Genomic DNA, 15533 nt, shown 5'->3' on the forward strand with positions numbered 1-15533 from the left:
AATCGTGTTTTTTTATAGTATACAATGATTCACTTTATGAATCCGTGTTTTTTGATCGGCAGCCGGAGGGTAAACCTTTATGTAAAAGGAGGAATGATCAAATGCCATGGTCAATGGAAGACTATCCCGCTTCATTGAAACATTTGGACAAACCGGTAAAAAAGAAAGCCATTGAAATTGCGAATGCAATGGTAGACGAAGGATACGACGAAAGCCGGGCGATTCCGATCGCGACGAGTCAGGCGAAGGAATGGGCGGATAACAGGAGCAAAAGCGAACTCAAATCCTATGCGGAGGAAGCTGATGAAACGGTACGCGGTGACAGCGGTTCGAGCAGCAGGCCGGAGCTTGCGGAAAAGTGCGAGCATGTCATTAAACACGAAAAAGGCTGGGCAGTCAAAGCCGAAGACGCCAAGCGGGCCAGCGAAGTAAAGGATACAAAAGCAGAAGCCGTCGAACGGGCGAAAGAAATCGCCGAAAACAAAGGCACTGCCGTCATCGTCCATAAAAAAGACGGCAGTGTGGAGCGGAAGATCAGGATGAATTAACGGGGCGCTCCGTTTTTGGAGCGTCTTATTTTTTCCCCGCCAACTCCAATACAGCATCAGCTGCTTTTTGATAGCCGCCGGCATCGCGGAGCGAGCGGCCGATTTTGGCGGCGCCGTCTTTATAGGAGCGGTTTTCAAGCATATCTTCAATCGTTTTTTGTAAAACAGCCGGAGAAAGTTCATTTTTATCAAGCTTGATCCCGGCCCCTGTCCGTTCCACCTGAGCTGCGACGAAAAACTGGTCAGCACCCATCGGAATGACGATGAGCGGCGTATCAAAATACAGGCCTTCATTTGTACTGTTCATGCCGCCGTGGGTGACAAATACATCGGCTTTTTTCAAAACCTCCAATTGCGGGATATACGGCCTCACGATAAAATGATCCGGTATGGTGCCGAGATCCGCGGGATCCGTTGATTTCCCAACAGCCATAACCACCTTGCCGTCAAAGTCTTTCAACGCTTCGATACACATATGATACAGCTCTTTTTGCTGATTAAAGATCGTGCCCATCGAGATCACGATGACGGTTTCCCCCTCCAGCTCAGCGAACGGGAAGCTGCCTGGATCCTGTCTGCTCGTAATCGACGGCCCGACAAACAAATAGTCATTTCCAAATCGCTCGGCATGAGGCTGAAACTCCCTGGAGGTAAAGACAATCGTAATGTCCCCCGGACAGGAGAATACGTCAAACGGCTTGTCGAGACTGACGGGGTACCGCTCACTTAATTCGCCAAGGGATTGCTTCAATTTTTCAAAATACGGCGAGCTTTCAAGGTCGCCTTGCAGGGTAAACGTTTTTGCGAACGTCTCGTCCATTGCAAATGTCGTACATAACGAAACGCTCGGCAGCCCAAGCATTTCAGCAATGATTTTCCCCGCCAAAAAGTGATGGTCATATATCACATAATCATAAGACTCGTCCCTGACTTCCTGGCAGATGAGCTGAACGATCTCATCGACTTTACCTGACATATTGTATACCAACTCGGCAAAGTCCATCTTTTCTCTTTCTTTCCCGGGTGATAAAGCCTCTCTGAAATCCGGGTATAAACGGACTTCCGCCCCTGTTTTTTTAATTTTTTCAGCGTATTCCTCAACTGCATAATAGACGATGCTTTCTCCTCGTCTTTGCAGCTCCTTTGTGACGCCAAGAGAGGGATTGATGTGCCCCTCCCCCGGGAAATTGATCATCAGTACATGTCCCATCACAGCTCTTCCTTTCTCATACGAAAATTTATATAAGGAAATTTACTACAAAAAGACAAATGAAGTAAAGAAATTTAATTAAGTTAATAATACATAAACATAACTATATAACCATTTGTCTGTTTCTGCATATCTTTCCTTTAAATTTTTTTGCCATTCAAATGAGCGTATATTATTAGAGAAAACAGGCTCTTTATTACTTGACAGCCCCAATCAGAAGACGATTTTCCTTTTTTTAAAAGCAAATTAAAACACGGCCGATCGAGGCACAATACATCATAAGAAACAACCTACGGAGGTTTTGCCATGGATACGAAAGCAACCAGGATCGAAAAGGATTTTCTAGGCGAAAAAGAAGTTCCGGCTGACGCCTATTACGGCGTACAAACCATGAGGGCCGTGGAGAACTTTCCGATTACAGGCTACCGGATTGATGAAGAGCTGATTAAAGCTTTGGCAATGGTCAAAAAAGCGGCGGCTCTCGCCAATATGGATATTAAACGTTTATATAAAGAGCTCGGCGAAGTCATTGTAAAAGCGGCCGGCGAAATAGCGGAAGGGCTCTGGCACGATCATTTTATTGTCGACCCCATTCAAGGCGGCGCCGGCACTTCAATGAATATGAATACAAATGAAGTTATCGCAAACAGAGGTTTGGAGCTTTTAGGAAAAGAAAAAGGTGATTACTTCCATTTAAGCCCGAACACACATGTCAATATGGCCCAATCAACGAATGATGTGTTTCCGACAGCCATTCATCTGGCCACATTGAATCACTTAAGACAGCTTATATCGACGATGGAACATATGCTGGATGCCTTCCGCCAAAAAGCGGAGGAGTTCGATTCCGTTATCAAAATGGGCCGCACTCATCTTCAGGATGCCGTTCCGATCAGGCTCGGTCAGGAATTCGAAGCCTATTCCCGGGTCATCGAACGCGATATTCAGCGGATCAGGCAGTCGCAGCATCATCTCTATGAAGTCAATATGGGGGCCACCGCTGTCGGCACAGGTTTAAACGCTGATCCGAGATATATTCAAAGCGTTGTCGAACACCTTTCAGATATCAGCGGCTATCAGCTGAAAGGCGCAGACCATCTTGTCGATGCCACACAAAATACGGATGCCTACACAGAAGTATCGGCTGCTTTGAAAGTCGGCATGATGAACATGTCCAAAATCGCCAACGATTTGCGTTTAATGGCGTCAGGCCCGAGGGCAGGGCTTGCCGAGATCCGGCTGCCGCCCCGCCAGCCCGGCTCCTCCATCATGCCCGGCAAGGTGAATCCGGTGATGCCTGAACTGATGAACCAGATCGCATTTCAGGTGATCGGCAACGATCATACCATCTGCCTTGCATCAGAGGCGGGGCAGCTTGAGTTAAACGTGATGGAGCCCGTACTCGTCTTTAATTTGCTGCAGTCGATTAAAATCATGAACAACGGATTTCGCGTATTTACCGATTACTGCATCACCGGGATTGAAGCGAATGAGATCAGGCTGAAAGAATTCGTCGAAAAAAGCGTAGGAACGATTACGGCCGTCAATCCGCACCTCGGCTATGAAGCTGCCGCACGAATTGCAAAAGAAGCGATCGCCACAGGACGGTCAGTGCGCGAGCTGTGTTTGCTCCATGATGTTTTGACAGAGGAAGAATTGGATCTCATTCTGGATCCGTATGAAATGACGCATCCGGGCATCGCAGGCGCTTCGCTTCTCGAGGAATAGCCAGCCGTCTTTCTCAATATGCTTTCAAGCGTTTATAGACGCCCGAGACGGGCTAAACATGTAATATAAATCAATTGAAAGAGGTGGAAAGACAATGTTAGGATTTCTCGTTTCTTTAATCGTAGCCATTGTCATCGGTTTAATAGGAGGCGCAATCGGAGGCCACGGTGCACCAGGAGGTATTATCGGCTCCATGGTTGTCGGCTTTATCGGAGCCTGGATCGGCCACGGGCTGCTTGGAACGTGGGGGCCTGATATTGCGGGATTCGCCATCTTTCCGGCGATAATCGGAGCCGCAATTCTCGTCTTCATTTTAAACCTAATCTTCCGCGGGAGAATGGGTTCTCAGGCATAATATCCGGCCAGCATCGCCCAAAAGCGGTGCTGGTTTTTTGTTTGGGCGAAACCGTTTGAGCATATACTATAGCATCTTATGGTTGACAATTGATCATCGCGGGCATATGATGATGATATAATTTTTGCACTAAGGAAACTTTTATGTACAAGGAAAAACAACTGAGAATCTAGGTGAATCAAATGGTCAGTCACGATTTGTCCAAACACTCGCAAATATCAAAAGAAGCTCAAGATGCACTGGACGGAAAAAGCAAAGGCTTCAAAAGGCTGCTCCCTTTTTTGGGTCCGGCGTTTATCGCGGCTATAGCTTATATTGATCCCGGCAATTTCGCCACAAATATCGCGGCTGGTTCGAAATACGGCTACTTGCTTTTATGGGTGATTCTTTTTTCAAATATTATGGCTTTGCTGATTCAGTCGCTGTCTGCCAAGCTCGGAATTGCAACGGGTAAAAATCTGCCCGAAGTCGCCCGGGAAGAATTCCCTAAACCGGTCTCCATCGGCTTGTGGATTCAGGGAGAGCTTGTCGTGATCGCGACCGACTTGGCTGAATTTATCGGAGCTGCTCTCGGTCTCTACTTGCTGTTCGGCATACCGATGCTTGAAGCATCGATTATTGCAGCCGCCGGATCTTTCGCGATTTTGGAACTGCAAAGGCGCGGCGTCAGGCCGCTAGAAGCGGCGATAACAGGAATGCTGTTCATCGTCGTGATCGCTTTTGCCTTTCAAACCTTTTTTGCAAAACCTGATATCGGTTCGGTTTTGGAGGGCATGTTTGTTCCCCGCTTCGATGGTGCAGACAGCATCCTGCTGGCGGCGGGAATCTTGGGAGCGACCGTGATGCCGCACGCCATCTATCTCCATTCCGCTCTCACCCAGCGGAGAGTGATCGGAAAAACGGAAGCGGAAAAGAAGAAGATATTCCGGTTTGAGTTCATCGACATTTTAATCGCCATGCTGATTGCCGGAGCAATCAATGCGAGCATGCTGATCGTCGCCGCTGCACTGTTTTATAAGAACGGCATTTTTGTCGAAGACCTTGATGTGGCCTTCAGCCACTTCAGCAGCATGGTCAGTCCGCTTTCCGCCGTACTGTTCGGCGTCGGCCTGTTAATCGCCGGTTTATCAAGTTCGTCTGTCGGAACGCTTTCAGGAGATATTATCATGCAGGGCTTCATTAATTTCAGGATTCCGCTTTATTTAAGACGGTTCATTACGATGTTGCCGCCTATCGCTATTATTGCTTCAGGGGTAAATCCGACAACCGCTCTTGTCTTGAGCCAGGTCGTCCTGTCATTCGGGATCGCATTTGCCCTTATCCCGCTTATCTTATTTACGAGCAATAAACGCATTATGGGGAGCCTGAAAAATGCGAAGTGGATAACAGCCGTCTCCTGGCTGATCGCCGCCTTAATCGTCGCCCTTAATATTTTCTTGATTTACGATACATTTTCTGGTTAAAGCCGACCTTGGTCGGCTTTTTTATATTATACTGAAGAAAAGGGGGATTCTGGATGTTTAAATTAATGGTGCGTGATGATCTTTATTTAAAAATGCTCGAACCAAAAGATGCCAAAGCAGTTTATATGCAGATCCAGCAGTCTAAAGATGTGTTGCGGAAATGGCTGTTTTGGGTGGACGGCACAAAGCAGCTGGAGGATACCGAAGCTTTTATCGAAGAATGCATGAAACAGGCCGCTGCGAACAACGGGTTTCAAGCGGGAATATGGCATCAAGGCCATTTTGCCGGAATCATCGGACTCCATTATATCAATTGGATCAACCGTACGACTTCGATCGGCTATTGGCTGGGGGAGCCTTTTCAAGGAAAAGGGCTGATGACTGATGCCTGCCGGGCGCTGATCGACACGCTTTTCAGCGAATACGATTTAAACAGAATTGAAATTAGAGCCGCTGTTCAAAACGTAAAAAGCCAGGCTATTCCGGAAAGGCTCGGCTTCACGAAAGAAGGCTGCCTCAGGCAATGCGAGTGGCTCCACGACCACTTCGCCGACCATTTCGTATACGGGCTCCTGAAGGAGGAATACCTCGCCCGCAGCAAATGAGTCCGGGATTTGTCACACGCATTTTATACTGCAATCTGGTATGATAGATAAAAAAATATGGAGTTTTGATTATGAAAGTATTTATACTGTTTTACCTATGGATTGTCCCGCTCGTCATCGGGCTGATATTTTTCCGGGTGACCCAGCGGACAAGCTTTAAAAAAAGGTTTTATCCAGGCTATATCATGATCGGTCTTGCTGCGGCTGTATTTGCCGTCTGTTACCTGATCGGACAGCCTTACCTCGGGAATTTCTTCGGCGGCACAATGCTGTTCGGCACCCTGCTGCCGTTCATGGCTGCCGCCATGAAGAAAAAGAAATAACGAATACCAAAAACCCCGGCTTTCCCAAAACATGCCGGGGTTTTTGATTACTTATTTTCTCTGTTTGCACCAAAACCCGCTGATTCACAAATCGGTTTTCAGACTACTGGGCTTTATTTGTTCACTAGATCAACGTCGATCACCTGATAGAAAGCGTTTTCAGTATCAGCCACATCCCAAACGGCCAATATCACATGATACCCGGAGCGGTCTTCTGGAATGTAAATTTGGTGAGATAAATGGCGGGATGCAGGGGAACCATCATGCGGAACGGTTCCAATCCGTTCGAAATCTGCACGCTTTAGCGGTTTGTCAGGATCCCAGCCTTTTTTGGTGATATAGTAGTGCCATTGGCTGGTGTTGTGGGGGGCGGTATATGTCCAGGTAAAGGTGTGTTCTCCGCCGGTCATGATATGTTTAAACCAGCGATTTTCCGACTGCTGATCAAGAATCCCGCCGAACAGTCCGCCCGCGGATGCTATTTGTCCGTCTGCCGGGCCGTCATGCGGAAACCCTTTTTTCGCTTCCAGGCTTTGCGGCTCATACATCACGCTTCCGCAGTTCAGATTGAGAAGTCCGTAAGCCTCACTGCACAGAGCCGCTCTGCTCCCTGGTTTTTCGACAAAACCATGAGCGAAGGCGTGCTGAGGAATGATTGACATCAACAGCAATCCGGCTGATAGTATGAAAGCTGTACTGAAGGTACTTTTCTTAAAATAATCCACGTTTCAATCCCCTCTCTTTTTATTGTGTTGAGACGGGTTTTGATGCAAAAAGAAAAAACGCGGATATCCCAATACTATCCATCAAATTTTAACATCTGAACATGATAAAGCCAAGGGACGATCTCCCTTGGCATCATACTAAAAAATCCTTTTTAAACTTTTTTTCAGCGGCGGCAAGTCGAGCTCTTTTTTCTCAACCAGTTTTTTGATCATATATTTGCTGTAGTTGACAGCTTGTGTATAAGATATTTTTCCCGGAAGCGGCGGTTCATCTGCTATGGCCACATCGATAATCGACGGCTTTTGTGATTGAAAGGCATTTTTCAAAGCCGGAATGAGCTCTTCGTGCTTTGTCACGCTGAAGCCCTTCCCGCCGCAGGCCTCGGCAAACTTGGCATAATCGACGTTTTCAAGCGCTGTTGCATAATTAACATGCCCTTTTTCCTGCTGTTCATATTGAATCATTCCCAAGTTCTGATTATTTAAAATCACGACAACAATGGGCAGGTCATATTTGACAGCAGTCGGAAAATCGTGCATGGACATGCTGAAGCCGCCGTCTCCGCACACGGCTACAGCTTGGCGCTCCGGATTGGAAAGCTTTGCGGAAATCGCGCCTGGAAGACCGCATCCCATCGTGCCAAGCCAGCTTGAAATCAGAAAATCCTGATTGGTCATATTAAAATGGCGCGCCGTCCAAACCGTCACATTTCCGACGTCAACAGACAGGACCGCATCATCGGCGACTGCGTCCTCAAGCCTTGCAATCACCTGCTGAGGCTTGAGCGGTTCTGTCGCCACCTGTTCGTCTTTTTCAATTTCATAACGCCACTTCCTCATATGTTGTATACAGCTTTCCAAAAATGCGCGGTTCGATTTCCGTTCAATGGTTTTCGTCAGTTCCATAAGCCCTTTTTTCGCATCGCAGACAAGGCCGGCGGTGACAGGATACCGTTTGCCGATTTTCGCCGGGTTGTTATCAAGCTGAATAGCCGGCGCATCTTCCGGAAGATAATCGCGGTACGGAAAAGAAGTCCCCAGCATGATCAACAGATCGCTTTCCTCCATCGCTTCATATGCGGGTTTTGTACCGATGTGTCCGAGATTCCCGAGCATGTGCGGGTGCCGATCGGGTACGACTCCTTTCCCGGGGAGCGTAACGATGATCGGTGCGGCCGCTTTATCGGCAAACTCGAGCAGCTCATCTCTTGCCGATTTCATTCCCTTTCCGGCTAAAATCACCGGCTTTTTCGCATGATTAATCAATTGTGCACACTGCATCAGCTGGCTTTGCTTCGGTTGAAGATCGCCTTCAATATAAAGCGCAGACGTATAAACCGGCTTCCGCTTAATCTTTTCCGCAAACAGATCATCGGATACGCTCAGTACGGCGACCCCTTTTTGGCTGTAGGCGGTACGGATCGCCTGATTTAAAAGGTCAGGCAGGGCTTCGGCCGAATGAACCTGCTGATTAAAGACAGCCACATCCTCAAACATTCGTTCAAGACCGATCTCCTGAAAGTAATCTCTTCCGATTTCATTTGAAGACACCTGCCCTGTAATCGCCAGCACAGGCGCCCCGTCAGCTTTGGCGTCATACAATCCGTTCAGCAGATGAACGGCACCCGGGCCAGCTATCGAAAGGCAGACGCCGATTTTGCCTGTCAGCTTCGCATCAGCTGCGGCAGCGAGAGCAGCGGTTTCTTCATGGCGCACTTGAATGAAGCGGAGGCTGTTTTCTTCATGCCGCAATTCATCGATAAATTCGTTGACGCTGTCCCCCGGCATGCCGTAAACATGATCAATATTCCATTCCTTCAGCAGTTCTGCAGCTACTTTTCCTGCGGTTTTGTTTGCCATATCACGTCCTCCTTTGTTTCTTCCATACCACTTTTTCGCTGCCGGGAAACGTGATCCGGCATGCTGACGAAAGTGAAGGAAACCACGACAGCGGCTGTTTCATGCTTTGTGTTCCCAGCCGTGCTCATCTCGCATAAAGATCTCTCCGCCACACTGCTGAACTTGAAGCCATGCCCGGTAAATCCGGCGGCACCTATCCTAAGCACCACTCCATGTATACATGATCAAATCTACTAAAAGGCTGCCACTCATTTTGATATGCCCCAGCGAAGTTAGACAATAAAATGTCATGAAGCGGTTAGACTGGCATGAGTCCGGAATTGTATGGCACTCATGCCTTTTCATTTGGTCTTCATCCTTTAGAGCAATTGCGGCGCAGTTCATTCACACAAGTGTTGAAACTTTTTTTAATATTTAAATTGTTATAATTTAGGTTCGGAGTTATAATTTAACAGAAATAAACCGAATTTGCATAGCATCGATGAAAGTTAAGATTGTTAAATCCTTCGTCAAACACAGGGGTGGTCGTGGCGGCAACTATTATAATCTGCTTTTATAAAATTTTTAGCATTTGATACTGGATTGTTTATCCAATCATCCTGATCTGATGGGTCAGCAGTGCTCGTACGTATGTGAATCCACCTGTCATGCGGCATTGTATCAAGGTTACTCCATTTTAGAAGGACAAGCTGGTCTATTCTATTAATGCAGATACCACGACAATTTCAATCCGCTTGTTAAGTCTCCTCGGCACGTTAGGTATTCATAATGCTGCAGATTATCAGTTTCAAGTGCTGTGGAAGCCATCTGTCTTCGAGATTCGGTTGTTGCGATCTGAAGGTAATTTCACTGAAACTATAGTCGAAACACTCAAATCTTCTTATCTTATTAACCGTATACTTCATAGTCTAAGTTTCGGGTGAAAAGGAGAGACGCGGATCGTCAAGGTAAAGTCCCTCTCTTTAATAAAAGAATTTAGAATTGGAGGCATTTACATGTTATCAGAAATAGAAAAGGGGCTTGAGGGCCTGCGTGTAAAACTTGATCGTATTGATGAACAACTGTTGGATACATTGAAAGAACGTTTAGAATGCTGCATTAAGATTGGATTATACAAACGCGAGTATAATATTCCGATGATGCAGCCGCACCGAATTAACTTTGTCCAGGAACGGGCAGCTCGATACGCTGACGAGAATGGTTTAAGTCAAGAGTTTTTGCGTAACCTTTATGAGCTCATTATTTCTGAAACGTGCAGGGTTGAGGATATCGTAATTGACCATTCAGAAAATCGGAGACAGGACATTTCTTCAAGCCTGGCCGGCCAAAAAAGAAAAAGGGAGGATTTGTTTAATGGGGGCAGGGATACAAACACTTCTAATTGACAACTATGATTCATTTACTTACAACCTGTATCAATTGATCGGCGAAGTAAATGGCCGACCGCCAATAGTTGTCCGTAATGATGTGGACTGGTCACAAGTGCCGATTGATGAGATTGACAACATCGTGATCTCCCCAGGCCCCGGTCGACCGGAACGGGTTGAGGACTTTGGTATTAATGCAACTATTATTCAAGAAGCTAAGCTGCCAGTCCTCGGAGTCTGTCTTGGACATCAAGGCATAGCTCATTTGTTTGGCGGGAAGGTGAACCACGCTTCTGAGCCTATGCATGGACGAACATCAGTCATTCACCATTCAGGGGTTGATATCTTTGACGGGCTTCCTCCTGAGTTCTCTGTCGTACGCTATCACTCCCTTGTCGTTACTGATCTGGGTGATGATGTGGAAGCGATTGCGTGGACAAAAGATGAGTTGATTATGGGGCTTCGACACCGCAATCTGCCGATTTGGGGTGTGCAATTCCACCCCGAGTCAATCTGCAGTCATTATGGGCACGAGTTGCTTGCCAACTTTAGAGACCTGACTCCGAAGCGCACTGAACGATCCAGACCGTCTCCCAAATTAAAGGAGCCTTCCCATTCTAAAAGCGATTTCTACCGGATCCATTTTCGAAAATTATCGGGATTTCCTGACGCTCAGTTAAGTTACCAGACACTATTTGCTGATGCACCTCATGGATTCTGGCTTGACAGCAGCAGTGTCATCGAAGGCTTGTCACGATTTTCCTATCTTGGCGATGGTGCGGGAGAGAATGCTGAATATTTGACCTATAGAGTAGCAGAGGGTGTTGTAAAAGTACAACGTTCGGGTCAAGAGACGGAGTTCATTCAACAGTCATTTTATGATTATCTTGATGAGCAAATCTGCCGTCGGGCAACATCTACTCCGGAAGGCCTTCCCTTTGACTTCAATCTCGGCTATGTGGGCTACATTGGCTATGAGCTAAAAGCTGAAACTTGCGGGAGCAGCCGGTATCAATCTGAGATTCCTGATGCAGCCCTGCTTTTCGTTGACCGCATGCTTGTTTTTGATCATCTTGAACAGGAAGCCTATCTGTTGTGTCTTTCGACTGGGGATGAGGATAAGCAAGCACTCAACTGGCTAAATACGGCAGAGCGAATCTTGAATGACATTCCTGCTGCAGCAAACGATTCGGACAAGGATTCAGTCCTTACATCCGTGCCAGACCACAATATCCCAATCGAGTTTCGGCATAACCGGCCTTCTTATCTTCAACTGATCAACAATTGCTTAGAAGAAATCCGCAATGGTGAATCCTATGAGATATGTTTGACTAATTCAGCAACTGTTTATACCCCTATAGATCCTTGGATTACGTATACGCATCTGAGAAGAATCAGTCCGGTTCCCTATGGGGCATTTTTAAACTTTGCGGATGCAGCAGTACTAAGTGCCTCTCCGGAACGGTTCCTCTCAATCGGTGCTGATCGTATCGTTGAGTCCAAACCGATCAAGGGTACCCGGATGAGAGGCAGGACTTCTGCTGAAGATCACCAATTACGAAATGAGTTGCTAAGTGATGAAAAAGATCTCGCAGAGAACTTAATGATCGTTGACTTAGTCAGAAATGACCTTAACACTGTTTGTGAAATAGGATCTGTTCATGTACCTAAGCTTTTCGATGTAGAAACATATGCACCAGTTCACCAGTTGATCTCGACGATTCGCGGCACTATACGTCCGGACAAATCAACGGTTGATTGCGTCCGCGCTGCTTTTCCAGGCGGTTCGATGACCGGTGCTCCGAAAATTCGGACGATGGAAATCATAGACCGACTCGAGAAGGGCCCCCGCGGTGTCTACTCGGGCAGCCTCGGCTGGTTTGGACTGAGTGGAGCTGCGGATCTTAGTATTGTTATCCGCACAGTTGTTGTGACCGATGACAAGGCGACTTTTGGTGTCGGAGGAGCGATCGTAGCATTGTCAGATCCAGAAGAGGAATTCAAAGAAACTCAGGTTAAAGCGCGAGCTATGGTCTCAGCTATCGCAGCAGCGGAAGTCTCTGCAGTGGGAGGTTCAAGATGAGTCAGGAAATAAGGCAGTGTGTGATTGCGGGAGGAGCCGGCGGCGTTGGCGGGATGTTTGCAGACCTTCTTGAAGAATCGGGTGTTGAAGTATGTATTATCGATATGAATCCTCCTTCCGTTCGTCGACAATTCATGAAATGTGACATTACGGTTCCGACTCCACAGGCCAAAGATAAGATCCAAAAGGCCGACATGGTGATGCTCGCTTTACCAGAGACCGCGGCTCTTCAAGCAGTAAAAGTTGTCGGGACGTTAATGAAGCCTGATTCTCTCTTGGCGCACACTCTTTCTGTACAATCACCCATATTTAACAAAATACACGCTTTGGGTTTGCCTTTCGAAAGCATAGGTCTTAACCCTATGTTTGCTCCCAGCCTTAGTATCGTGGGTAGACCGGTAGCTGTCATCGTTCAAAACGATGGGCCTAAAGGAAGTCATTTGATTCAGATGATTTTAGATTGGAAAGGTCGTCCGGTGCTATTAGAAGCTGAGGAGCATGATCAATTGGCCGCGGCTTTGCAAGCACTCACTCATGCAGCGATACTCACCTTTGGATTGGCGCTCGCAGAATTAGATGTTGACATTGCAAAACTTGGTTCTCTTGCACCCCCTCCGCATGCAACTATGCTTGCGCTACTGGCACGGATTAGTTCTGGAACACCGGATGTGTATTGGGACGTCCAATCCGTGAACCACCAAGCAATGACGGCTCGTGCTGCACTGGCTGAAGCAGTTGCATCGTTGAATGAATCGGTGAGGGATCAGTCCGTATTCACCGAACTGATGCGTAAATCCCGAGAGGTATTTGGATCTGAAATAGCCCATTACCAAGATCTCTGTACTAGTATCTTTGAAGGGCCAATCGCACCAAAGGAGGGAAAGCACAGCCAAACCAATCCCCCGGTTAATTGAATTTTATAAACAACTGATTCCTTTGAACAGCTTTCCGGCATAAATAGAAGTATGAAAATATCGTGTAGATTCGCGACTTTTCCACTGACAAGTTCGCTAGTTTTGTGATATTTGGTCACATTAAAACAGCCTGCCGTTTCCGGCAGGCTGTTTGATGATTATTGATCAAGCTTCAGCTTCTTCAGCTGTTCGGCGAGCGCGTTGTTGATTGGCTCATCTTTGTTTTGCTTTTTCATGTAGGAGTGTACATCGCGTTTTGATGCTTTTGAATTTTTGTCTTTTGCCCTGCGCTTTTCGAAAACGGAGAGTTTTTCTCTGTGGCCGCAGACGCAGGCGAATGTCTGGCCTTCTCCGTGTCCTCGCAGTTCCATGCGCTTATGGCAGTTCGGGCAGCGGGCGTTCGTCTGTTTGGCGACTGTTTTGCGGTGGCCGCACTCCCTGTCCTGGCAGACGAGCATTGTGCCGCGTTTGCCGTTTACTTTCAGCATCAGTTTTCCGCAGTCAGGGCAATGGGTCCCTGTGATATTGTCATGCTTAAACGTTTGATTGCTGCTTTTGATTTCTCTGATCGTCTGCTTTGCGTACTCCTTCATTTCTTTGATAAAGGCGGAGGATTTCAGTTTTCCTTTCGCAATGCCTGACAGCTTCTGCTCCCATTCAGCGGTGAGGGCAGGAGATTTTAAATCTGACGGAACAAGCTCAAGGAGCTGTTTTCCTTTTGAGGTGATATAGATATCTTTTCCTTTTTTCTCGATCAGGAATGTGTTGAACAGCTTTTCGATAATGTCGGCGCGTGTTGCCACCGTCCCGAGTCCGCCCGTCTCTCCGAGAGTCTTCACAAGGTTTTTTTCTTCTCCCTGCATAAATGCGGCCGGATTTTCCATCGCAGACAGTAATGTTCCTTCATTAAACCGCGCCGGCGGTTTTGTTTCACCCTTCGTCTCTGTCAAAGACCGGACGGACAGCGTGTCGCCTTTTGCGAGTTTAGGAAGGGTTTGATCCTTTTCTTCCTCGTCATCATCTTCGTCTGCGAAATCGTACACCGCTTTCCAGCCTTGCGACTGAACGGTTTTCCCTTTTGCCGTAAAGGTTTCTCCACCGATTTCGGCGAACACTTTAGTTTCTTCATATTCAAACGGCGGCATTAAAACGGCGAGAAAGCGCTTCGCGATCAAATCGTAAAGCTTTCTTTCCTTTTCGCTTAACGCACCGAGCGCAAGCGGCTCTTCCGTCGGAATAATCGCGTGGTGATCGGATACTTTCGCATCGTTAACAAAGCTTTTATTGGCTTTAACGCCATGCTTTAAGATCCGGGTCACATGCTGAGCATAAGGCTTCACCTGCATGCCTTCCAAACGGTCTTTCAGCGTAGGGACGATGTCATTAGAAAGAAATCTTGAGTCCGTCCGCGGATAGGTGACGAGCTTATGCTGCTCATAGAGCTTCTGCAAAACGGACAGCGTTTCTTTTGCGGAAAATCCGTAGCGTTTATGGGCATCCCTCTGCAGCTCGGTCAGATCATAAAGTCCGGGGGCAAAGCTTTTTTTCGCCGTTTTTTTCAAGTCGACGATAGCGGCCGGTTTTCCTTGCAGCGCTCCTGCAAGCTGTGACGTCACAGACGCGTTGAAAGTGCGGGTCTGCTTCGTTTTCTTGTCCTGCCACGTCAGCGTCATACCGTCAACCGCTGCACGCAAGCCGAAATAAGGGACGGGTTTAAAGTTCTTGATATCTTCCTCTCTTTTCGCGATCATCGCCAATGTCGGCGTCTGTACGCGTCCGCAGGAAAGCTGGGCGTTGAATTTCGTTGTCAGCGCCCTCGTCGCGTTGATGCCGACGATCCAATCGGCTTCAGCTCGAGCCACGGCTGAATGGTAAAGGTTTTCAAAGTCTTTGCCGTTCTTTAAGTTTTTAAATCCGTCTTTAATCGCTTTGTCTGTGACCGATGAAATCCACAGGCGCTTCAATGGCTTCGTAATCTTTGCTTTTTCGATGATCCAGCGGGCGACAAGCTCGCCTTCCCGGCCGGCATCGGTTGCTATGACGATGTCTTTGACGTCTTTTCTGATCAGCTGCGATTTAACCGCCTGAAACTGCTTTCCGGTCTTTTTAATGACGACAAGCTTTAAAGGCTCGGGGATGATTGGCAGATCTTCAAGCCGCCAAGACTGGAATTCCTTTCCGTATCCTTCAGGGTCCGCCAATGTGACCAGATGGCCGAGCGCCCATGTCACGATATAGCGGTCGCCTTCAAGATATCCGTTTCCTTTTTTATGACACTTCAGCACGCGGGCCAAGTCACGGCCGACTGAAGGTTTTTCTGCTAAAACGACTGTTTTAGACAAGTCCATCACA

12 protein-coding genes and 1 pseudogene are annotated in these 15533 nt (G+C 47.4%); 9 read left to right on the plus strand and 4 right to left on the minus strand.

The features are described 5' to 3' along the window. Positions 1 to 101: 101 nt before the first annotated feature. Positions 102 to 548, plus strand: a complete 447-nt coding sequence (locus tag ACH97_RS07185; RefSeq protein WP_020450238.1) for a DUF2188 domain-containing protein — start codon at positions 102 to 104, stop codon at positions 546 to 548. 25 nt (positions 549 to 573) lie between these two features. On the opposite strand, the gene ACH97_RS07190 is transcribed toward ACH97_RS07185, so the two are convergent. Beyond that, the gene (locus ACH97_RS07190; RefSeq protein ID WP_048350627.1) at positions 574 to 1758 is read right to left on the minus strand and encodes a macrolide family glycosyltransferase; all 1185 of its coding nucleotides are present in this window, start codon (positions 1756 to 1758) and stop codon (positions 574 to 576) included. 306 nt (positions 1759 to 2064) lie between these two features. On the opposite strand from ACH97_RS07190, the gene aspA reads away from it, so the two are divergent. The 5 genes from aspA (at position 2065) to ACH97_RS07215 (ending at position 6232) form a co-directional block, all read left to right on the plus strand. Next, a complete protein-coding gene (gene aspA, locus ACH97_RS07195; protein ID WP_020450236.1) occupies positions 2065 to 3486 on the plus strand; it encodes an aspartate ammonia-lyase in 1422 nt (473 codons plus the stop codon). Between the two features lie 94 nt (positions 3487 to 3580). Then, complete coding sequence (locus ACH97_RS07200) at positions 3581 to 3841, plus strand: GlsB/YeaQ/YmgE family stress response membrane protein (protein WP_020450235.1); 261 nt, start codon at positions 3581 to 3583, stop codon at positions 3839 to 3841. Positions 3842 to 4023: 182 nt separating this feature from the next. Further along, positions 4024 to 5304: an Nramp family divalent metal transporter gene (locus ACH97_RS07205; RefSeq protein ID WP_020450234.1), complete on the plus strand. Its 1281-nt coding sequence runs from the start codon at positions 4024 to 4026 to the stop codon at positions 5302 to 5304. A gap of 53 nt (positions 5305 to 5357) precedes the next feature. Beyond that, positions 5358 to 5909: a GNAT family N-acetyltransferase gene (locus ACH97_RS07210; RefSeq protein WP_020450233.1), complete on the plus strand. Its 552-nt coding sequence runs from the start codon at positions 5358 to 5360 to the stop codon at positions 5907 to 5909. A gap of 71 nt (positions 5910 to 5980) precedes the next feature. After that, positions 5981 to 6232, plus strand: a complete 252-nt coding sequence (locus ACH97_RS07215; protein WP_020450232.1) for a hypothetical protein — start codon at positions 5981 to 5983, stop codon at positions 6230 to 6232. A gap of 119 nt (positions 6233 to 6351) precedes the next feature. Here ACH97_RS07215 and ACH97_RS07220 read toward each other — a convergent pair. Continuing rightward, positions 6352 to 6957 (minus strand): annotated as a pseudogene (locus ACH97_RS07220) (lytic polysaccharide monooxygenase auxiliary activity family 9 protein); the annotation flags it as partial. A 138-nt stretch (positions 6958 to 7095) separates the two neighbouring features. Next, positions 7096 to 8817 carry a pyruvate oxidase gene (locus ACH97_RS07225; protein ID WP_020450230.1) on the minus strand — a complete coding sequence of 574 codons (1722 nt, stop codon included), beginning with the start codon at positions 8815 to 8817 and terminating at the stop codon, positions 7096 to 7098. A 995-nt stretch (positions 8818 to 9812) separates the two neighbouring features. Between ACH97_RS07225 and ACH97_RS07230 the strand changes: the two genes are divergently transcribed. From ACH97_RS07230 to ACH97_RS07240, 3 genes are read left to right on the plus strand one after another with little or no spacing between them, the layout of a single operon-like run. Then, positions 9813 to 10202 (plus strand): chorismate mutase family protein, encoded by a 390-nt coding sequence (locus ACH97_RS07230; protein ID WP_075213085.1) that lies wholly within the window; start codon positions 9813 to 9815, stop codon positions 10200 to 10202. Beyond that, positions 10171 to 12267 (plus strand): aminodeoxychorismate synthase component I, encoded by a 2097-nt coding sequence (gene pabB, locus ACH97_RS07235; protein ID WP_031305227.1) that lies wholly within the window; start codon positions 10171 to 10173, stop codon positions 12265 to 12267. Before ACH97_RS07230 ends, pabB begins: the two co-directional genes overlap by 32 nt. After that, positions 12264 to 13181, plus strand: coding sequence for a prephenate dehydrogenase dimerization domain-containing protein (locus ACH97_RS07240; protein WP_025810087.1), 918 nt, complete (start codon positions 12264 to 12266; stop codon positions 13179 to 13181). Before pabB ends, ACH97_RS07240 begins: the two co-directional genes overlap by 4 nt. Positions 13182 to 13339: 158 nt before the next feature. On the opposite strand, the gene ACH97_RS07245 is transcribed toward ACH97_RS07240, so the two are convergent. Then, a complete protein-coding gene (locus ACH97_RS07245; RefSeq protein WP_023857894.1) occupies positions 13340 to 15523 on the minus strand; it encodes a DNA topoisomerase III in 2184 nt (727 codons plus the stop codon). Between the last annotated feature and the right edge of the window lie 10 nt (positions 15524 to 15533).

This window comes from Bacillus paralicheniformis, assembly GCF_001042485.2.
Lineage (GTDB): Bacteria > Bacillota > Bacilli > Bacillales > Bacillaceae > Bacillus > Bacillus paralicheniformis.